At 64.9% G+C, this 19,773-nt stretch carries 20 protein-coding genes, 1 pseudogene and 1 CRISPR repeat array; of the genes and pseudogenes, 8 read left to right on the top strand and 13 right to left on the bottom strand.

The window, feature by feature from the left end:
* Nucleotides 1-66 precede the first annotated feature (66 nt).
* Both ACOGXQ_RS16630 and ACOGXQ_RS16625 read right to left on the bottom strand, forming a co-directional pair.
* Entirely contained in the window at nt 67-1,602 is a 1,536-nt protein-coding gene (locus ACOGXQ_RS16630) for a Fic family protein (RefSeq protein WP_419944718.1), read from the bottom strand.
* A gap of 314 nt (nt 1,603-1,916) precedes the next feature.
* A complete protein-coding gene (locus tag ACOGXQ_RS16625) occupies nt 1,917-3,251 on the bottom strand; it encodes a hypothetical protein (RefSeq protein WP_419944717.1) in 1,335 nt (444 codons plus the stop codon).
* Nucleotides 3,252-3,445: 194 nt separating this feature from the next.
* Here ACOGXQ_RS16625 and ACOGXQ_RS16620 point away from each other — a divergent pair, with 194 nt between their 5' ends.
* Nucleotides 3,446-3,775 (top strand): hypothetical protein, encoded by a 330-nt coding sequence (locus ACOGXQ_RS16620; protein ID WP_419944716.1) that lies wholly within the window; start codon nt 3,446-3,448, stop codon nt 3,773-3,775.
* A gap of 54 nt (nt 3,776-3,829) precedes the next feature.
* Nucleotides 3,830-4,284: a CRISPR direct-repeat array (repeat unit 28 nt; unit sequence GGCCTACCCCCGCTTGCGCGGGGAGCAC).
* A gap of 18 nt (nt 4,285-4,302) precedes the next feature.
* On the opposite strand, the gene cas2e is transcribed toward ACOGXQ_RS16620, so the two are convergent.
* From cas2e to ACOGXQ_RS16565, 11 genes and pseudogenes are all read right to left on the bottom strand, one after another.
* Nucleotides 4,303-4,629, bottom strand: coding sequence for a type I-E CRISPR-associated endoribonuclease Cas2e (gene cas2e, locus ACOGXQ_RS16615; protein WP_419944715.1), 327 nt, complete (start codon nt 4,627-4,629; stop codon nt 4,303-4,305).
* 6 nt (nt 4,630-4,635) lie between these two features.
* Complete coding sequence (gene cas1e / locus ACOGXQ_RS16610) at nt 4,636-5,637, bottom strand: type I-E CRISPR-associated endonuclease Cas1e (protein ID WP_419944714.1); 1,002 nt, start codon at nt 5,635-5,637, stop codon at nt 4,636-4,638.
* On the bottom strand, nt 5,601-6,218 hold the full coding sequence (cas6e, locus tag ACOGXQ_RS16605) for a type I-E CRISPR-associated protein Cas6/Cse3/CasE (protein WP_419944713.1): 618 nt from the start codon (nt 6,216-6,218) through the stop codon (nt 5,601-5,603). Before cas6e ends, cas1e begins: the two co-directional genes overlap by 37 nt.
* Entirely contained in the window at nt 6,215-7,000 is a 786-nt protein-coding gene (gene cas5e / locus ACOGXQ_RS16600; protein WP_419944712.1) for a type I-E CRISPR-associated protein Cas5/CasD, read from the bottom strand. The genes cas6e and cas5e overlap by 4 nt, the downstream gene beginning before the upstream one ends.
* Before the next feature lie 42 nt (nt 7,001-7,042).
* Nucleotides 7,043-8,245 carry a type I-E CRISPR-associated protein Cas7/Cse4/CasC gene (cas7e, locus tag ACOGXQ_RS16595; RefSeq protein ID WP_419944711.1) on the bottom strand — a complete coding sequence of 401 codons (1,203 nt, stop codon included), beginning with the start codon at nt 8,243-8,245 and terminating at the stop codon, nt 7,043-7,045.
* Nucleotides 8,229-8,801, bottom strand: a complete 573-nt coding sequence (locus tag ACOGXQ_RS16590) for a type I-E CRISPR-associated protein Cse2/CasB (RefSeq protein ID WP_419944710.1) — start codon at nt 8,799-8,801, stop codon at nt 8,229-8,231. The genes cas7e and ACOGXQ_RS16590 overlap by 17 nt, the downstream gene beginning before the upstream one ends.
* On the bottom strand, nt 8,798-10,321 hold the full coding sequence (locus tag ACOGXQ_RS16585; protein ID WP_419944709.1) for a type I-E CRISPR-associated protein Cse1/CasA: 1,524 nt from the start codon (nt 10,319-10,321) through the stop codon (nt 8,798-8,800). The genes ACOGXQ_RS16590 and ACOGXQ_RS16585 overlap by 4 nt, the downstream gene beginning before the upstream one ends.
* Complete coding sequence (gene cas3 / locus ACOGXQ_RS16580; protein ID WP_419944708.1) at nt 10,318-12,996, bottom strand: CRISPR-associated helicase Cas3'; 2,679 nt, start codon at nt 12,994-12,996, stop codon at nt 10,318-10,320. The genes ACOGXQ_RS16585 and cas3 overlap by 4 nt, the downstream gene beginning before the upstream one ends.
* A gap of 195 nt (nt 12,997-13,191) precedes the next feature.
* Nucleotides 13,192-14,181 (bottom strand): DNA methyltransferase, encoded by a 990-nt coding sequence (locus tag ACOGXQ_RS16575; protein WP_419944707.1) that lies wholly within the window; start codon nt 14,179-14,181, stop codon nt 13,192-13,194.
* A 16-nt stretch (nt 14,182-14,197) separates the two neighbouring features.
* A complete protein-coding gene (locus tag ACOGXQ_RS16570; RefSeq protein WP_419947420.1) occupies nt 14,198-14,647 on the bottom strand; it encodes a DNA methyltransferase in 450 nt (149 codons plus the stop codon).
* Nucleotides 14,636-14,875: pseudogene (locus ACOGXQ_RS16565) on the bottom strand (transposase); the annotation flags it as partial. The pseudogene ACOGXQ_RS16565 and the gene ACOGXQ_RS16570, both read right to left, overlap by 12 nt.
* A 308-nt stretch (nt 14,876-15,183) precedes the next feature.
* On the opposite strand from ACOGXQ_RS16565, the gene ACOGXQ_RS16560 reads away from it, so the two are divergent.
* The 7 genes from ACOGXQ_RS16560 to folK all read left to right on the top strand — a co-directional run bounded on the left by ACOGXQ_RS16560 (nt 15,184) and on the right by folK (nt 19,720).
* Nucleotides 15,184-15,318 carry a hypothetical protein gene (locus ACOGXQ_RS16560; RefSeq protein ID WP_419944706.1) on the top strand — a complete coding sequence of 45 codons (135 nt, stop codon included), beginning with the start codon at nt 15,184-15,186 and terminating at the stop codon, nt 15,316-15,318.
* 8 nt (nt 15,319-15,326) lie between these two features.
* Nucleotides 15,327-16,451 carry a zinc-dependent metalloprotease gene (locus ACOGXQ_RS16555; RefSeq protein WP_419944705.1) on the top strand — a complete coding sequence of 375 codons (1,125 nt, stop codon included), beginning with the start codon at nt 15,327-15,329 and terminating at the stop codon, nt 16,449-16,451.
* The gene (tilS, locus tag ACOGXQ_RS16550; RefSeq protein WP_419944704.1) at nt 16,435-17,370 is read left to right on the top strand and encodes a tRNA lysidine(34) synthetase TilS; all 936 of its coding nucleotides are present in this window, start codon (nt 16,435-16,437) and stop codon (nt 17,368-17,370) included. Before ACOGXQ_RS16555 ends, tilS begins: the two co-directional genes overlap by 17 nt.
* A gap of 148 nt (nt 17,371-17,518) precedes the next feature.
* Nucleotides 17,519-18,070 (top strand): hypoxanthine phosphoribosyltransferase, encoded by a 552-nt coding sequence (hpt, locus tag ACOGXQ_RS16545; RefSeq protein ID WP_419947419.1) that lies wholly within the window; start codon nt 17,519-17,521, stop codon nt 18,068-18,070.
* Between the two features lie 192 nt (nt 18,071-18,262).
* Nucleotides 18,263-18,781: a hypothetical protein gene (locus tag ACOGXQ_RS16540; protein ID WP_419944703.1), complete on the top strand. Its 519-nt coding sequence runs from the start codon at nt 18,263-18,265 to the stop codon at nt 18,779-18,781.
* Between the two features lie 8 nt (nt 18,782-18,789).
* Nucleotides 18,790-19,206, top strand: coding sequence for a dihydroneopterin aldolase (gene folB, locus ACOGXQ_RS16535; RefSeq protein WP_419944702.1), 417 nt, complete (start codon nt 18,790-18,792; stop codon nt 19,204-19,206).
* 4 nt (nt 19,207-19,210) lie between these two features.
* Nucleotides 19,211-19,720 (top strand): 2-amino-4-hydroxy-6-hydroxymethyldihydropteridine diphosphokinase, encoded by a 510-nt coding sequence (folK, locus tag ACOGXQ_RS16530; RefSeq protein ID WP_419944701.1) that lies wholly within the window; start codon nt 19,211-19,213, stop codon nt 19,718-19,720.
* Nucleotides 19,721-19,773 lie beyond the last annotated feature (53 nt).

The raw sequence follows: 19,773 nt of genomic DNA, 5'->3' as shown, positions 1-19,773 counted from the left end.
CGGCAGCACCGTAGTGCGCTGCAACGAGACACGCCCGAAACGCCTAGCCCATGCCCTTGCCGTAGGTCAGGCGGCGGAGCCAGAAGCGGCCACGCGCTCAGCTGCGAACTTGGCGAAGGGTTCGATTGCGTAATGCACGCTGGCTGACTCGAGGGCCGCCATGTATCGCTGCCGATCGACGACTCGAACCACGGTCCACGGGTACCCACCTTCGGCGAGCATGAGGTTCATGATGAAGCGGGCCATGCGGCCGTTGCCGTCCGGGAACGGATGGATGTACACGAAGCAGAAATGCCCGAGGACGGCTCGCACCGACAACTCATCCTCGTTCTCGAGCAGGTCGAAGAACTCGGCCATCGCCTCCGGCACGGCCGACCAGTTCATGGGCGCGTAGCGCGAGCCGCTGAGGAATACGGCATGTTGCCGGTAGCCGCCGAGGTCGCTCGCCTTGACGAGTCCCATGTCCACGGAGGGGGCGAAGAGCTCGCGATGCCAGTGTCGATGCCGTTCGCGCAGCAGTGCTGAGGGATCGGCACCGTTGACAACCTCCCCGACGGCGAGACGGACTTGCTGGAATGCGCGCCAGTAGCCCAGCGCTGCCATCGCATCACGCGCTGACGCGTCATCGGCGTCAGACTCCGGATTCCATGTGCCCGAGCGGACTCGCTCGATGAGTTCAGGCGACACGCGGTACCCCTCGATAGACAGCGAGTGGTAGGCGTCCTGCTGATAGTTCTCGTCGACGGCGGCGAGGTAGGCGTCGGTGTCCGGGCGCGCCCCACGCGCCGTCGGCATAGCCGACACGACAACGCTCCTGAGATCCGCCCACATGACCCTCAAACGTGCGGCAGCGGGGTGAGTCCGAGAACGGAGCGAGCTCAGTGATGCGTACTGCTGCCACGGAGGCGCCTCGCGCACATCGAATCCGGCGCGCTTCATGGCATGGAGCACATCATCTGCTGCGTCAGCCCGCCCCACGGCTCGGAGCGCGCCTGCCAGACGCCCGGCGATCGTGGAGTGGGCGCCGTCGAGCAGTCGCCCCAAGAGCTTGCTGTGGTCGTTCATCTGCGCCATCACTGTCATCACTGCGACGCGGTGAGAGGTGAAGAAGCGCTCTGACGCACTGACCAGTGCAGTCTCGACGCACAGCAGCCGAACGCCGTCGGGGTCGACGAGCACGTCCTCGTGGCCGGCGTGTGCGTTCGTCTTGAGGTCGAACAGCGATGTCTCGTGCGGCAAGTCGACGCTGTGGTTCGACGCAAGCGGTGAGCAGACGATCACCTGGGGCGGAATCAAGCCGAGGCCGGCGTGCCGCAGGATCGAGCCCTCGGCCGAGAGATGCCACGCATCGCCGAATCGGTGTTGGCATCGCTGCACACAGAACTCCCAGAAGCAGCCGTACCAACCGGTCGCATCATCAAGCCGGTCAGCGGGATTTGCGACGAACAGCCACCCCTTTGTGGCCTGTCGCAGGAACCCACTCCGCATCAAGCGTTCCCGATGGGTGCGCGAGATCTCGTCTGAGCGAAGAACCCGCCGGTCGCCTTGCACTTGCGACAACTGCTCCAGCGATGCCGCCAGCTTCTCTCGGGGCGTAGGCATGTTCACATCCGGCGTCGATGCACGAAGACACGGCTGCTCGGAGCACAATCCGCCGCCGCTGTGCTCACACAATCATATTATGCAGTACGACTACACGCACATTCTGCATCGTGCTGCCCTCGTCACCACCGCAACCCGTGACAATCAGGGACCCAGCGAGCAAGGCGCCCAATGGCCTCCGCCGCATGCAGAAATGGCAGCGGGTGACCGCGCTATCCCGTCAGGTTTCTCGCACCAAGATCCCTCGCCGACAGCCGACACGAGGCGGGAGCGTAGTTTGCTGCGCCCAGAGTCACCAGATCGGTGCGGCCGACCTAGTTGAGACCTTCCCCGCAGGTCACCCAAGTGTTCGCACGGCCACCGTTGTGCCACGTCCATTGGTCGATTGCGAGCGCCTGGGCACCGCTTGCGACGACATCACCAGCGGGATCATGGCGAGTCGCCACCGAGAAGATGCGTCCATGATTCGACGCTGCTCCACTGCCTTTGGGATGGAGCATGCATGTCACAAGAACCCGATACTCGAAGTCCTCGGGCGGCAGATGATCGCACTCGAAATAGTTGGTGCAACGGAAGGTTTGAGTCGTGAGCACGAACCGCTGAGTGGCGATCACGCGATGCGTGACGCCAGCAGCGGATGTCACAAGAGAGATGTCGTCAAGCCCCAGTTGCTGACAGTCAGATGAAGGCTGAAGAACGATCTCGTCGCCAGGGCGCGCCGACGCGACAGCATCGAAACCGAGTGCACAAAAGCCGTCGCCGTTGTCGTCGAGATTCTCGGTGATTCGTTGGATGTCAAGTGTGCGCGTGGTGCCGGTTGCTGGTGGCACCCACACTTCGATGGGTTCGCGGTTCGGCGAACCGACCAGACCGTACACCTGAGTCAACTGGTTGCCGGCCGGGGTGTCGCTTGTGCAGTTGTTGCACTGCCCTGCTGCGGCTGCGTTGGCACCGTAGCCGGCTGTGCCGTTCTCGCTGCCGCCGAGGATCACGTTCGGCTGGTCTGAGGCGACCAAGAGATCGCCGGCTTCTCGGGCTTCCGTTGCGGTGGTCGGGTACTCGCTGTCGTCGGCTGGGTCGTCCTCTTCGGGTGTTTCGTCTTCGGCGGGGCCTTCCTCGTCGGGATCCGCAACGGGGTCCTCGGTGGCCTCTTCGTCGCCATCTGGATCACGTTCGGCGGTTTCCTCGTCGTCTCCAGCGGGGTCTCCAGTGGGCTCCTCACCGTCGGCCGGGTCGTCCTCGCTGGCCGGCTCGCCGTCTTGGGCCGGGTCTTGTCCTGCGTCGGGGTCGCCGGCGGAGTCATCGACGTCGGGATCGTCGGTGCCCGAAGTCGTGCTTTGGCCGTCTTCGTCGCCAGCGGCCGGTGCTGCGCCATCGGCCTCGGTGGTGGGGGAAGAGGAGGTGCTGTCGTCGCCGGACGGATCATCGTCGGTTGTCGTCGGTGTGCTGCTGTCGGTGGTGATCACCTGATCAGCGGCCGCGGTGTCCGTTGGCGCAGCCGTCTGTTCGGTTGCCTGGCTGTCCTGGGTTGCCGTGGGGTCGTTGACCGTGGTGGTCTGTGCGGGCTCCCCAGAGCACGCCGCGGCGATGACCGCAGCGGCAAACATGGCAACTACGAACCTGGTTCGGTGCTTGCGATTGGTGTTCATCACGGAACTCACTTCCACTGAAGAGACTATTTTCGGACATGGCCGCTAGGCGACGCCAATCCAGCGTGCCAGTCAACGGCGCGTCCGCGTTCGTCTGACGGCCCTTGCGCTCTCTCGGGCCGAGGCGGGCACTCGCCGATGCGCTTCCTTCTCGGTCGTAGGCTCACGCACCCGATGTCTGAGTCAGGCTGGTTGTGGAGATGTTGACGACCGTTGTTGTCGTAGCTGTCGTGAGCTTGGTGATCGCGGGTGTCCGGTTCGCGTTCGGCCGTCGCTGGGACGCCTCTGTCGTCTTGCAGCACCAAGACGCGCTAGCGGTGTTCCTGGATCAGCGAGATGGCGAACTGATCACACGTGTTGAGTTGGATGAGTTCCTCGCTGCGCAGGATCGTCCGATTGCTGACTACTACCGGCCAGAGGCGTGCCGCAGGGCAAAGGTGCTGATGTCGGAGCACTCGAGGGTGCCAAGGGTGCCCAATGGCGCGAACTGCAAGACGAAAGCATGCTCATCTCTTGCGGGATGACGGCCGCCGAGATCAACCCAATCGCTGAGCGCATCCTCGAACGTCTTGACGTTGGGCCTACCCCCGCTTGCGCGGGGAGCACCTCGGGTTCGGGTTCAGCATCAGCTTGGTAGTGGGCCTACCCCCGCTTGCGCGGGGAGCACAGGGGTGGTGTCACGCCACACGACCCGGTGCCAGGCCTACCCCCGCTTGCGCGGGGAGCACTGACCGGTCGGCTCCATAAGACTCCATCTCGGAGGCCTACCCCCGCTTGCGCGGGGAGCACGTCCAGACTCGGAACCCACGTCCGTAGTGGAGGGGCCTACCCCCGCTTGCGCGGGGAGCACCCGGATGCGTCTCAGGGTGGGACTGCGCCTCTGGGCCTACCCCCGCTTGCGCGGGGAGCACAGGCCTGGCCAGGGCCGGCCGATGGAGGGGCGGGGCCTACCCCCGCTTGCGCGGGGAGCACAGCCACAGATCGCCCGACGGCTCGGACAGGACAGGCCTACCCCCGCTTGCGCGGGGAGCACCCTCCGTGACCTGCTGGTTTAGGAGGACAATTCGGCTCTATCGGGCACTGTGATGTTGTCAAGGTGCTCTGCGGACATGGTTACCAGTTGCAGGCCGTCGAAGTCGACGATGTGTCTGCGGTCCGTTCCGCAGGTGCGGATCGAGAACCCCTGCTCGGTGGCATCCGGGTGGATGAGAAGTGCCCAACCTCCGTGGGTTTCTCCTTCGATGATGGTCCAGAGTTCGTCTCTGACTCGTGCTGACATGGTGCCGACGAACACTCCTGGTGCTGGTTCGATCATCCACCGGGTGAGTGCATGCCGGACATTCGGCGGTACAGCGGTGAGCACGAATGTCGCGTTCATCGGAGATCAAGCTCCGGCGGCGTAGTTGGTGCCGGCCGGCAGCGCACCGAATTCAGGAGACCAGAGATGGATCACGTTGTCGAACTCGTCTTCGAAGTCGGCACCCGCTCGTGGGATATCTGGATCCAGAGCCGCTTGGATGTCGGTGACCATTCGCCTGGTCAGTCGCAACAGCCGCCAGTCTCTTCGCATCGAACGCCGAACTGCAGATACGGGGTCGTCCTCGCTTGCGGCGGCGAATGCTGCGGGGGCGGCGAGCTCCATCTTGTATAGGTCTGCGATGTCGTACACGAACGATCTTTGACCGCCGGTGTGTATGAATCCGAGGGCGGGTGAGGCGCCGAGCGCTGTGATGACCGCATGCGCGACGCCGTAGAGAACATGGTTGGCGACGGTTAGGGCTTGATTGACCGGATCGGAGGCATCTAAATCCTTGGGGCTGTACACGCGGCGGAACGGGATCCCGTGCTTGCTGGCCAGGGACCTGTAGGCGTTCTTGACGCGATGCCCTTCCATGCCGCGCAACTGCTCGACGCTTTTGCCGTCAGCGAGGCTCCCGTCCTCGAATCTCATGCGGTACAGACGTCGGGCGACCTCTGCGCGCTTCTCGTCGTCAGCCCACTGTTGCGCCTGCAGGTGCAGCCATCGCGTTGTGAGTCCGTCATGGATGAGGGAGCCGTGATAGTGCCCGCCGGCTTCTCCCGAGAAGACGATCACTCCCCCGTCTCTGAGCACTTGTGACGCAGCCGGCTGAGTGATCGAAGTGCCCGGCCCGATCAGCAGCGCAGCCACCGACGCTGTGGGGAGGTACACGCGTTCGACGCCACGGGCCTCGGTGCGGAAGATCGCATGCACGCCGTTGTCGTCTCGTTCGATGCGGACACGGTTGAGGTACACGAAGCTGAGTTGATCGCTGACGCGAGGCAGCATCACCAGTGTCGGTGCGTGCAGTTTCTTGGGAAGCTCGGGCATCAGGCTCGCAGCACCGTCAAGAGGCCGCAGCCCCATGCTCTGGCATGCCCGATCCCTGCACGCATAGCAGCGCGCAGGCTCTCTGCGTCAGAGACCTGCGCGGTCCCGTCCACGCGTACCGAATAGACGGGAACACGCTGCTTGCCCCGCCTGATGTGCCGGTCAGCCATGCCAGTAATGGTCGGAGCCGACAAGGCAGCAAGACCGGCGTTCGCGATCCGTCCAGCGACCCACTTGGGCCGATCTTGCGCGGGGATCACGATTCGCTTGTTGATGCCGCCGGTGCGAGTGTTTCTGGCCGGATTGAGCACCACCCGGTAGTTGACGGCCATGCCATCTTGGAGCGACTCTAGGTGCTTGTCGATGAGTCGTTCTTGAATGTCGGCGTAGTCGTCTGGCAGGTCATCGAACCATGGCTCGGCTTCGGACTGCATCAGGATCGTCGGTGCGTCGCCGGGTTCGATGCGCCACAGCAACCCGACGTGCTTGCGTGGTTCACTGCCGAGATCGGAGTCGAAACAGCGCATCAGAGTCTTGTGGACTGTCTGCGGGTCACGGAACGATGCGCGGGCGAGCTTCGAACTCGGGTTCAGCTTCAGCAGCGTGAGAGTAGTCATGGCGTCGCTCCGAGCGAGTCCCTCAGCCGCATCACAGCTTCGGGCCCCCGTCCGGCGCATGCAACCGCTGGCACCTGGATCGACTTAGTGATCACGCGCCTGTTCATGTGCGCCAGACGGCGGGGGTCGAACGTCGTCGGCGCATCTGGTCTGAGCGTCGCTTGGTGACCGATGTCGTCCGGTGCTGACATCTCAATCAGCGCCGAAACATGTCCCGAGACGTCTGTGTCTGCTTCGAAGTAGTCGACATCGCTGAGAGGGGCACTCCCTCCGTCTGTTTCCCGTAACAGTGCTGCCGTAGTCAGCACTTCCTCAGGAGTCCGGTCCGCGACCACGCATACAGGGACTCGTTCCGCCGGCGGGCAGCTTCGACGCCCGAGGTACAGCGGACGTCTCGGGTTGTTGAGGGCATCCAGAATCTCATCAGCCGGCATTCCTCCGACTGGCGGTGTGTACACCGCCAAGAACGCTGCGTCCTGCAGATACCAGCGTCTCGTAGGCACCGAATAACGAAGGAGTTTGCCCTCGGCATTGAGGACATTCCCGAGTGTGTGGAAGTCCTCCATCGGCGTTCCCGGCCGGTCCGCCCGGACTGCGAGGCGCGCCCCCGCTGCTAAGTCATCGATGGGGTCGGTGCGCTTGCGGCCGAGCGCGTTGGACACCATCCCGATGATCCCTGACAGCGACGGCATGGATCCCGTGCCGCGTTCATAGATACCGGGCGCGGGACCGCCCCACGATTGCAGCGGGCCGGTGAGCAGCATCACAACCCCTGAGGTCATGCGCCGCATCTCTTCCGCCTGGCCGCTGGGATACGTGGCTCATCAGAAGTCATGTGCAGCCCGTTCGCCGTCGCTCCGCGTCGTCGTTGGAGCGATGTTGTGCTCCACGACTCGCACCAAGTCGTTCAGGCTGTCCAGCGGGTCGCCGAGGCCGCTGACATCAGGCGTCTCGCTCTCGACATACCACGAGTCGATCACGCCCTCAGGGCCGTACATCTGGTTCTCGAGCGCAGCTCGCCTGTGCAGTGCTTCGATGCTGGCATTCATGAAGCCGCCGTTGCGGCCGGGCTCGACTGGCTTCTCGAACGCGGCCGCGAACGACACCGGACGGTCGGAACGCAGAGTGACCGCCATCAGATCAGGCCGTGTGTGAGCGTTCGCGGAGTTCTGCTTGCCGGTCGGCTCAGCCAGCGCAAATGCCCTGATGAAGCTGCCTGCGACCTCAGCAACGGCCGCCTCCGAGTCGTCCAGCAATTCTGCGAGTTGTCGCAGCCCGATGGTTGCGTGCCGGTAGAACACACCGCTCGTGTACTCGCCGACGTTGATGTGCCCGGCGCCGGCCTCGTCGCCGTCAAGTTGCAGCTGATCGTCAACGGCTGTGAAGTAGTCGAGCTCAAGTGTCGAAGTGTGGGTCGTGAACGCGTGCGCCACTTGAAGCGCCCCGTCAACGTTGGTCTCGGGCAGCGCTGCGAGCATGCGGCCGCACAGGGCGATGATCGGATTGTGCGCATGCAGTGCAGAGGTCAGCGCCTTCTTGGTGGGCGGATCCGGCTTGAAGCCCTCGGCCAATACTTCGTCCTTGCAGGAGGCGATCACCCGGGCAACTGCGGCTGCCGCCTCAGTGGTGGTGAATGTGAGTTGATCACTTTGGAGCTCGTGCCCGTCGCCGTCCGATCCGACCTCTTCGACCGTGATGCCCTTCTTCACACCCTTCCCCTTGGCGTTGGCGAACATGGACACCACTGCTTGCTTCGCGTCATCGTCGTCCGCGAATACCTCGTCAGCCATGAGTCGCTCACGTACGAGCTGCGGAAGCCGACGAGTTCGAAGAGCGGTTCCGAGATCGGTGTTCTGCTCGAGCCAGAGCCGTGCAGCTCGCTTGGTGCACTGCGACGAAATGCGCGCCCGAGTCGCTCCGCCATACACCATCTGTTTGGGGGTGCCCAGATTGTCCCGATTCAGATTCGAGAAGGGGACGGCGTGCAGGACATGCACGTCGAGGAAGGCGCTATCGGTCTTGGTCATGATTGGTATCCCTTTCGGTTGATTCGTTGTTGTTGAGATCGGAGTGATGGAAGTCGCGGTACCAGCGGTGACGAGCTCGCTGTGCCCGATCACCGCCGCGTGAGAATGCGGATAGATCAGCGATCAGGAGCGCCCAGTCGATACGCACCGGCGCTGGGCGGAGCATCTCGATCACGCGGTTCACGCGGTCGATGCGAACGTGAGTCTCGATCCCGTCCGCTGTCATCCCTTCAAGCGACCGCTGGGCCACTTGATCGCTGAACCTCACACCGGCGCGGGCCAATTCCCCTGCGGGCGTGCGCCAAGGGGCGGATTCGGTCTGGCGATGCGTAGCACACCATGCAGCGACGCGGGCCATGATCAGCGCTTCGTCTAGATCGGCAGGCAGCCATCCGCCAAGCAACCACCATGCGTCATCGCCGATCACCTTGCCGTTGCGCAGCGATCGGCGCAGTCGCGCACGGTTGCCGGTATCAGCAGAAATTCGTCGCACATGCTCGACGAACGCACCGTTCCGCGAGGTGCTGGACCCGTCCGGCTGTTGCGTGATCGTCATACGGTCACATCTCCCCTGTCGGTCGATCCATTCGATTGTCGGCGCCAGCGTTCAATCCACCGTCGACTCTCCACCACAGCAAGATGGCTGCGCCGCTCGTGCATCAGATGCGCAGTGGCATCGTCGAAGCCGATGAGTGCGTGCTCCCTCAGTCGTTCGCCAAGATGCTCGTCATCAACGACATCCCGGGCGACTTGCCAAAAGTCTGCTTCCGCTCGATGCCAATAGGCCGAACGGGCGGGCTTCCGCACCTCGGCGATCTCCTCAGCCTTTGACTTACGAGTAATCACACCTGCCTTTCGGAATGCGGACTTCACCTCATCACACATCAATCTCTCGGCATCTGCGGCGAGGGCCAAGAACGTGGTGCATCGTCGGGATGCGTCAGGTTGGAAGATGCCCAAGAGGTCCGGGGCATGAGCGCACACGCTTGCGCGTTCCACCGGTTTGGATCTCTCGCCTCGATGGGAAAAGGCCACCCATCCGAACTCACTCGGCGGATAGTTCTCTGCACTGCTGTCCCCATCGCGAGCCCAATCCAAGATCGGAACCCGCGCGTACTGATCGTCACCTGACTTCAAGAGCAGCGATTGTGCCTCCCGCCAGAATTCGCGCCCTTCGCGTGGACGGATAGGGGACTGATCGTCTCTCACGAGGGTGTACGGGTCTTCTATCGCTAGATCCGGCGCAGTCCCTCTGCCAGCAGCGAGCGTAAACCCAGTGATGCAGCCGTTGGTCGTGTGCCAATAGAACGTCTTGTCCTGGCGACCTGCGATCTGCTCAAGCATGCCCGCGCGTCGTGCGTAGGGAGCGATTTGGCCCGGGACGCTCTCCGTCTCCCAGAAGGCTTCTCCGAACACCGTGTCATGAGGCTTCGGGATCATGTGAGCGATGAGAGTTGCAGCGAGATTCTTCCCAACCGGATGCAGCGACGTGGTGTTGCGCAGCGGTGGGTTCTTCCCATTCCCTCGAGGCTTGCCGGTGGCCGGGTGCCCCGTGACCGTGCCGCAACCGTAGAACAGGCGCAGCGTGAGCAGTGCTTGAGCGGCAATGCCGGGCTCAATCATGTCTGTCGCCGCATGTGGGCCCAGCGACGGACTGCTCGTTGATGCCCATGCAAACACTGCTTTAGCGGGCTTGTCTGGACACTCGATCCTGCTGAGTGCAGAGTCCTGTGCAATGGGTTCATGGCCAGCTGGCGGGTTGACGAGCCAGAACCGGTCCCGGTGCTGGTCCAGATACGAGCGAACGCATTCGGGGTCGAGTCGGCCTTCGTCGAGCAAGCGTCGTTGTCGGTCGGCGAATTCGCAGCGGTATAACTCATGGTCATGGTCGTCCATGCCGGTGATGCGGTATGTCATCGGGACGAGCAGTCGCATGAGCGCTTCGGAGAAGGCGGGGTCGCTGCATGGCCAACCATCGATCTGGTGGGCGTTGACGAGCGCTTCCTCAATAGAGATCGGCCCGCCGTCGACGGGGATCCATGGGTCGGTGATGAGATTGAATCCCTTGCCGGTCACGCTGCCTCTTTCGTGATGACGAGCCCTGCCTCACCGTCGACTCGGAGTGTCCATTCGCCGATGTCGCACGGCCCTGCGGAAACATCAAGAATCTGAGCCTGCGCGACAGGGGTTCGATCCCACGCGCCGGCGAGGTGCGGAAGTTCGCTGGACCATCCGGGGTTGGGGTACGAAACCGGGATCGACGCCTCGAATACCTTGCGGACGACATCAAGCGAGGGGTGCTGTTGCGGTTCGTGAACGATGACGGTGCCATCCGCGAGCGTCCAGCCGTCGGGCGTCTTCATGCAGGGCACTATCAGCGTCGAGTGGGCTTGGTGCCGGGTGCCGGGATGGGTCTCGTCGGTGTCGAGATGGCCCGTCAGAAGATGCAATGGCGCATCAGGTCTTGGTGGCGGGATCGCCCAGTTCGAGGCAAGCGACTTCTCGGCGTCGATGCGGACCAGTTGCGCCAGCGTCGCCTCGGCCGCGTCTGCCGCATCCTCGTCGGCGAATTCGAACTTCTCTTCGGCTTCGATATCTGCCCGTTCCACGAGCACAGGAACATCGTCCGGCACACGAATCATGAGGCTCGACTTGGTGTCCGCTGATGTGATGCACGCATGGGCGCCCATCAGATCGGCGCGGGAGTAGATCGGCGACCAATGACTCGGCTCGCCCTGCCTGTCGAGAGGCCAGACGACCGTCGTGCCCACATACTCGCCGTCCGCGGGAGTGCGATGCCGGCGCACCCGTCCAGCGCGCTGCAACAGCGCAGGCAGCGGTGCCGGGTCTGTGATCAACAGGTCGAAATCGACGTCGAATGACTGCTCCACGACCTGAGTGGCCACCACGATCAGCCGCTCGGGCCGATCGCTCGTGTCGCTGCCGAGTCGTCTGAGCATGTTGTCTGCCCTGCGCCGTCTGTCGCCCCGCGGCAAGCGCGAGTGGATGGTCTCGACGGATTCGCCAGGGACGAGTGATGGGTCTAGCTCTCGAATCGCTTGGTAGGTCTCCTGCGCCGCAGCGACAGTGCTGCGCACGATCAGCACGCATTGCCCGTTGTCGTGATTTGCTGCATGCAGCGCCGTCTCAGCGATGCGCCGCGTTGCCTGCTTGCGCTCCACCGTGTCGATTCCGATTCGCAGATCCCAGCTACGGCTTGCTTGTGAGGCTTCACCGGTCCAGCCATCAGCAGGAGTCCAACCAATCCAAGCCGGGTACCCATCCATAGCGGCTTGTGTGTCGCCGACGATTCCGCAGCCCTCTTGGTACGCCGAGCACAATTCTCGGACACGCTTGGGCGGCAACGTCGCTGACAAAATCACGACAGGCGTGCCCAGAGCTGCCAGCCACTCCACGGCTCGGCACAGCAGCTTGCGCATGTACGGGTCCAGAGCGTGTACCTCGTCCACGATCAGTACGCCGGACGCTGCGCCGAGGATCCGCAGCGGCGAGTGCTTCGCCCGCAGTGCGCCGAGCAACACCTGGTCGATCGTCCCGACACCGAACGGCGCCAGCAGGGACTTGCGTGTCCCGCGCATCCACGAAGCCGCTGCGCGCATGGTCTCGGAGTCGTCTGAAACGGCAGCGCTCGAGTCGCTGTCCGCCAAGAGCGCCTGCGAATGGACTCGTCGGAGGATCGGAAGATCGTCGTCCGGGGCGAGATTTTCGATGCATCTCCGGAGCCGGTCGTGCAAGCCTTCCGCTGTGGCGACGGTGGGCATGGCGAAGAACATCCCGTGGCGTTCTGACGCTGCGGAGAACTTCGCTGCGGCGATCAGCGCAGCCTCGGTCTTGCCTTCCCCCGTCGGAGCGCAGATCACCGAGATACCCGGGCTAGTCGGGTGGAAGCTTCTGTGGATGCTCGCTTGCAGACCTCTCCATGTCGGCTCGTCACCGTCGATGAGGTCCGCGGGCTCAGGCAGCTTCCGTCTCTTCGGGGCGACCAAGCCCGCAGCCTTCATGTAGGACTCGGTGAGGCGCAGCGCCCGCTGATAATGCTGCCCGGCATCGAATCCTTCAGCCTCGAGCGCTGACTGGTGCTCATGGATGAGAGCCTCGTCTGATGCCACCCAGTCGGCGAGCACCACGACAGCGAGAGCAGCCGACGCAGCGGGCGTCGGCATAGCGACTTCCGGCAGCGTCCCGATGGTGCCGTCGAGGGTGTCCCACAACCACCGCCTGGCAGATTCGAGCTCGCTGGGCGGGTTCTCGTCGACTTGTGCCGCGCCGCCCCACGCCTGCAGTTGATGCAAGTCAAGCCGCGGAATGCACCCGTGATGTCCGCCGATGATCTGAGCCACTCTCGAACGCGTGCGTGTCGGGATGTCCCCGAGCCGATCCCATGTCAGCCACGCACCGGTCAACGCATGTTCGCTGGCACGAATCGAGTCACGATGTCCGCGTGCCCAGTCAGGGCAGGCACTCTTGTCCAAGTTCTGGAAACCGCACGAAGCCTTCCCTATGTCATGCCACCCAGCGAGCACCCGAACCGCGCCAGCCCAGTCTTGGGCGCTGCAACTAACGCCGACATGACCCGCGACCGCTGTCGCCAAGCTGTGTGGCAGCACGCGCTCCGTGATCACCTGAGCCGCACCGGCCGTGTCCAACAGATGGCACACCAATGGATAGGGCGCCTGCAGCGACTGTGACTTGCCCCACAGGTCAAGGAACGCTCGCCATGAGTCGATCATGCTGAAGAACGCACGTAGTGATGGGGGGTTATGTAGGATAGTTGACGGCAGGGAAGCCTCGTCAGCCGTCCGGCCACCACGCTCGATTACCGGTTCGAGCGCTTGCGCAGCAACGCCCGCGCGACCTGTTCAGGCGTTGCGTCCGGGTCTGTCTGACGTACCGGCGGGTAGATGCGGGATCGCTTCACCCGCCGATCACGTTTCGGCTTCGTGGCCACTGGCTGCTCCTAGCTCGCTGTAGGGAACTTCTGTCGTGATTCCGGGCGGCAGTCCCCATGTCGCCCGTAGTTCGCTCATGGTCAGCCGGTTGCCCTTGCGTCCGTTGCACGCGGCGCACAGCAATTGCAGGTTAGCGTCGATGTCCGGCCCGCCCTTGGATTTCGGCTCGATGTGGTCGAGGTGGAAGTCGTCGTGCCACTTCGCTCGGTCGCAGCCCGGACACGGCCTGCGCTCGCCCGTGCCGAGCGTCTGCCACAGGATCGCTCGGATGTTGGGCGAGCGTCGCGGTGCATCGTCGTCTGTGCGCTGGGGGGTCGCGGGCAGATAGACGGTCTGTGTCGAGAGATCGAGGAACGCAGTGCCGTCAGCGTGCTGTTGGAGCCGCTTCTGCGTGATGCCCACAGCCACCTCGTCAATGTCGATGCCCGCCCAGTGACGGCCCAGCCGTTCGGTTGCCGCACACGCTGTGGCGCAGCCTGCGAACGGGTCGAGCACGATGTCGCCCTCGTTGCTGCTGGCTGAGATGATGCGCTCCAAGAGCGCTAGAGGTTTCTGTGTCGGCCATCCGGTGCGCTCTTTGGGTGGAAGGCCGCGACCACCGGGCAGATCGGCCCACACGTCACCCACCGGAACCGTGGTGTCTGCGTGTGCGAGGTACTTCTTGAGCGTCGGCAGGCCACCCTCTTGGTCCGGCCAGTGCAGCAGACCCGCCGCGTCGAGCGCGTCCAGCCGGTCTGAGGCGTCTTCGACGCTGCGATAGCCAGCGATGAACTCGCGCTCGATCCACTCGGCATCGTGCCCGGACTTCGGCGCGTTCCACGAGCCGGTACCGTGCCGCAGACCGCGCCATTCGCTCAGTCCTCTGCTGCTGGGATTCCTGAGCCGAAGCCGAGTGAACCTGCCTCGCTCGTCTTCGAGCGTGTACCACTTGCTGATCTGTTCATCCGTCCACGGAACAGTCTGCAAGTCCCAAGCGCGATGTTCAGACTTGGCGTAGAAGAACAGCCGGTCGGTAGTTGCGCGGGTAACGCTTCGCGCTGTTCTTCGTGCCTATCTCGCGCTGCCAGATGATCTCGTTCTCGAAACGTGCCGTGCCGAACACCGCGTCGAGCAGCTGCTTGAGGCACTGCGACGCGTTGTCGTCGCAGTGCAGATACAGCGAGCCGGTCGGCTTGAGAACGCGGTGAAGCTCGATGAATCGCTGCGCCATGAACGTGAGGTACGCCTGCATCGACTCGCCCGCTGTCAGCCCTGCGCCCAGGACTGTGTGATGCAGCGACGTGTCGGCGGCTTGCTGCAACTCGGCCCACTCGGCGGCGAAGTCGCTCATGCTCCATGTGTCATCGAAGCTGGCGTGCGCTGCCTTGCTGCCGAGCGGAGCGTGGTAGAGCCGCTGGCTGGTGAACGGCGGATCGAGGCAGATCGCGAACACCCACTTGCGGAGCGGCACGTTGGACGCTTCCAGCGCGGTGCCGGTCTTGGCGGAGAAATACTTGCGGCAGTCGCGGCACCTGTAGGGCATCGTCTTGTGCTTCGCTTCGTGCGTGCTGGTCGATCCGCAGTGCCCGCAGCACCGCTGCCCAGTCCACACCTGCGCCTCGAACCAGACGCGGGCCGCTTGCTCGTCGGGGAACAGTTCGGTGAGCTCGAGCAGCGTGATGCCCTTGCGGTGGTGCTTGCCGGGCGCTTCGGCGACGCAGAACACCGCCCCCCAGACCGCCCCCGAGCCCAACAGCGCGGCCACCGGATTCCCCGGCATCACCGGCACAGCGCTGCCCGGCGAGACGCTGACCGCCACCACCGGCGGCATCGCCGACGCCGACGGCCTGCAGATAGGGGCACCGCCAAGCCGCCCACTGAGGGTTCTCGCACCGGTGCCCTCGGCCAACCGGCGGCTCACGGCACCAGCGCCTGCCTGCCGCTCACGAGGGGGGTTCCGAAGCACATGACCCACTAATATCTGGCGGCATGGAGCTTCTGGGTGCGCAGGTCTGGCACTACTGGTTGGCGGTGCCGCTCACCGTGGCGACGGTCGCCACCGTCGCGAAGCTGGTGGTGGGCTACGTGCAGAAGGTGGTCGCACCCCGGTACCCCAAGCGCTGAGCACCCAGGTGAGCGCCTCTGCCGACGAGCACGTCGACTGGGATCTGGCGCGCCGGATCGCCGTCAAGGTTGCCGGCACCGAGCCGCTGTACCAGTCGTATCTGGCTGAGCCGCTGCGCGCCGACTTCGCCCGGTTCGTGCCGATTGCCGCCGAGCTCGTCGCCATCGAGACCGGCCTCGAGACACCTGGCGAGGCTCACGCCGAGGTCATCGACCGCGTCGGCTGGATCGACGCCAACATCGCTGCGTTCCGACGATTGCTGCAGCCACTGCTCGGCGCACCCGGCGCCGGCGGCGAACCGGCGGCGAGCTCCACCGTGACGCGCACCTTGGGCGCCGTCGAGCTGGGAGGGGTGCTGGGCTGGATGTCGCGGCGGGTGCTGGGCCAGTACGACCTGCTATGGGCATCCGAGGACGAGACTGCCCACGACGGCACCGGTCCGGGAGGCCTTGATGGCCCCAGCGGCCTCGACAGCCAGACGACCGGCGACACCGTCTATTTCGTCGGCCCGAACATCCTGCTCACCGAGAAGCGCTACGCATTCGTGCCGGCTCAGTTCCGGCTGTGGCTGGCGCTGCACGAGCTGACGCACCGTTCGCAGTTCACCGGCGTGCCGTGGCTGCGTCCCCATTTCCTGAAGCTGGTGAACGGCCTGGTCGATGAGGCGCAGCCCGATCCCGAGCGGCTGCGCGAAGGACTGCGCACCCTCGTCATCCAGCGCCGCAAGGGCCAGGACCTGCTGGGCGAAGGGGGCCTCGCGGCGGTGTTCGCCACTGAGCACCAGCGCGACCTGATTGCCCAGGTCGGCGGCATGATGAGCCTGGTCGAAGGCCACGGCGACGTGACGATGGCGCGGGCAGCCCGTGGCCACATTCCCGACGCAGAGCGATTCGCGCTGGTCATGTCGCACCGGCGCCGCAACGCGCGCGGCATGAACCGGCTCCTCCAGCGACTCCTCGGCATCGAGGCCAAGCTGGCGCAGTACCGGGCCGGCGAGGAGTTCATCGCCGAGATCGAGGCCGAGCGCGGCCCGCGAGCGGTGGACCGCATCTGGGAACGCGCCGAACACCTGCCGTCCATGACGGAGATCCGCAACCCCACAGCGTGGCTGGAGCGTGTCCCCGCCGCCTGATCCCCCCGGCGGCGCCCATCGAGCTGGGGCACCGGGATCGGGTGCCGAACTCGATCAGATGCTCGAGCGATGCACGTTCGGCGACCTCACCCAATCCAAGCTGGTCTGCGGGGTGTCCGGAGGTCCCGACTCGGCGGCTCTGCTGGTGCTGGCCTGCCGGCACGCGCAGCACAACAGCACACACGACGCAACGGTCGCCGCTGTCCATGTCGATCACGGCCTGCGCGACACGGGCGATGCAGAGGCCGCCCACGTCGAGGCGCTCTGCCGCCGGCTGGATGTGCCGCTGCGTGTCGTGCGCCCGCAGATCGCACCGGGCGCCAACCTGCAAGCCCGTGCCCGGGAGGCCCGCCACGCCGCCCTCGGCCCCGATGCGCTGCTGGGTCACACCGCCGACGATCAGGCCGAGACCGTGCTGCTGCAACTGCTGCGGGGCGGCGCACTCGACGCCCTCGCTGCCATGCGCGCCGATCGTCGCCCGCTGCTGGCGCTGCGGCGAGCAGACACCGAACGGATCTGCGAGCTGGTCGGCTACGAGTCCTTGCGCGATCCCTCCAACACCGACGCGCGCTTCTGGCGCAGCCGTGTGCGCCATGAGGTGATCCCGCTGCTGTGCGACATCGCCGGTCGCGATGTGGCGCCGCTGCTGGCGCGAGCCGCCGGCACCGCGGCCGCCGACACCGACCTGCTGGCCGAACTCGCTGCCGGCATCGACCCCACCAGCGCCGCCGAACTGCGAGCGGCGCCGCTGGCGCTGGCACGCCGGGCCGTCCGCGCCTGGCTCCGCACCTCCCATCCACCGGATGCCGCCACGGTCGAGCGAGTGCTGGAGGTGGCCCGCCACACCCACCGGGCTACCGAGGTCGGCGGCGGCCGCCGCGTCGTCCGGTCTTCTGACCGACTCCGGCTCGAGGGCTGATGCTTCAGCGTCGCCGCGCTGGGAGGACGATTCTGCCGACGGCAACCGCAAACCGCTAAGTTCAGCTCACGTGGCAGAGGTATCGGCTGCAACCGCATCGGAGTCGGGGGCAACGGCTCCGCAGGCTCCCCCGAGCGACCTCGACTCGATGCTGGCCGGCGATCCCAATGTCGGCGAGGTGCTCGTTTCAGGCCCCGAGATCGCCGAGCGGGTCACCGAGCTCGGAGCGCAGATCACCGCCGACTACGCGGGGTGTGAGCCGTTGTTGGTGGCGGTGCTCAAGGGCGCCGTGATGTTCGCATCCGACCTCAGCCGCGCCATCGACTTGCCGGTCGAAATCGATTTCATGGCCGTGTCGTCCTATGGCAGCAGCACCCGCTCCAGCGGTGTGGTGAGAATTCTCAAGGATCTCGACATCGATATCGTTGGGCGCGACGTGATCCTGGTGGAGGACATCGTCGAGAGCGGACTCACGCTGTCGTATCTGCGTCGCAGCCTGCTGGCTCGCGGCCCCGCGTCGCTGGCGGTGTGCTCGCTGCTGACCCGTGAGCACAACGGCAGTCTGAACGGGCTCGTCGACTACATAGGGTTCCGGCTGCCACCCGTGTGGGTGATCGGATACGGGCTTGATGTGGCCCAGAAGTACCGCAATCTGGCCGAAATTCGCGCATACGACTCATCTGCCGACGACGACGTCTGAAACATACCCCGCAGCACCGTGCACTGTCGGATCGACACCGGTAAATTCGGCAGCGGGCACGCACTGGTGTACTGCGAGCGTCGATGACGCTCCGACACACTGCAAGCGTCGATGACGCTCCGACACACTGCAAGCGTCGATGACGCTCCGACACACTGCAAGCGTCGATGACGCTCCGAGGGACGACGCACTATGAGAGGGAAGTGGGCGGAAGGCATTCAGCCCCGCAACTTCAACTGGGTTGTCGCCGAGCGTCTCGCTGTGTGCGAGCGTCCAGGAGGCTATGGCGCCAGCCACCGGCGCGTCCGCAGGCAAGAAGAGATCATCTGGCTGCGTCGCAACGAGTTCGACGTTGTCGTATCGCTCATCTCGGCACCGCACAACCTTCACAACTACGACGAGCTGGAATTGCCATACCTGCACCGGCCGTGGCCGACCTTCGACGACCTCGGGGACTACCTGCAAGAAGTCCATGACGACCTCGAACGGCTGGCAGGCGAACGCAAGCGGGTCATCCTGCACAAGGAGCGGGTGGGCGAGGACATCTGCGGGTTCGTGGCCTCATACCTGCTGCTGTCGGGCAAGGTGCCGACGGGTCCGCAGGCGACGGCCATCACCGAGCGGATCTTCGGACAACGGGTCGGGCCGGAGGGGCGTCGTGTCGTCGAAGTGGCGCTCGGCATCCTCGCCGCCGACGGAACGACACCCTGATCTCGGCCGTGGACACTCACACCGGCGCTGCATCTGATCACCGTGTTGATGATGCGATCGCCACGAGCGATCGCATTGAGCTGCGCGGCTTGCGGGTGATGTGCATCATCGGGGTGATCGCCCACGAGCGGGCCGCCCCGCAGCCAATCAGCATCGATCTCGATCTGTATGTGGACATGCGTCGGGCCGGCGAGTCGGACGACGTGTCTGACACGGTCGACTATGGCGAGGTCTGCGAACGCGTCGAAGCGCTGTGCGCCGATTCCAAGCCCCGCCTGCTGGAACGGATGGCTGCGCTGATTGCGGCAGATCTCTGCAGCATGGAGCTCGTGACGGCAGTGGCGATCACCGTGACCAAGCTGCGACCGCCGGTCGCTGTCGACCTCGGCACCAGCGCGGTACGCATCACCCGCATCGCGGACTGAGCCGGTGAGCCAATCCGGCACGCGGGCCTTCGTGGGGATGGGCGCGAACATCGGCAACCCGGCGGCGCAGCTGGCCGATGCACTTGACGCACTTGGGGAGGCGGGCCTGCTGGTGGCCTCCTCGAGCGTGTATCGCAGCGCCCCCATCGGGCCCGAACAGCCGTCGTTCCTGAATCTCGTCGCCGAACTCGCTGTCCGTGAAGGGCCATACGAGCTGCTGGCACGCTGCCAAGCACTCGAAGAGGTCGCACACCGGGTGCGGCGAGAACGGTGGGGCCCGCGCACGCTGGACGTGGACGTGCTGCTGTACGGCGAGACCACGCTGCAAGATACCGAGTTCGTCATCCCGCATCCGCGGATGCGCGAGCGCCGGTTCGTGCTCGAACCGCTGGCCGAGCTGGCCCCCGAACTCGTCACGGTCGGCGATCTGACGGCGGTCGGCGATCAGGACTGCGAGCGCATCGCTGCAGCGGACCGGCTGCGGGACTTGGCCGCCGCCTCGCCGGATGGCTAGCCAACCATCGGTACCGTGAGCTTACGATGACCAATTCCCTGCTACAGGGCCCG

The organism is Candidatus Poriferisodalis sp., from assembly GCF_965208485.1.
Classification (GTDB): Bacteria; Actinomycetota; Acidimicrobiia; order Acidimicrobiales; family Poriferisodalaceae; genus Poriferisodalis.
The sequence above is the reverse complement of the archived record's forward strand: the minus strand, read 5'-3'. Positions and strand labels throughout refer to the sequence as shown.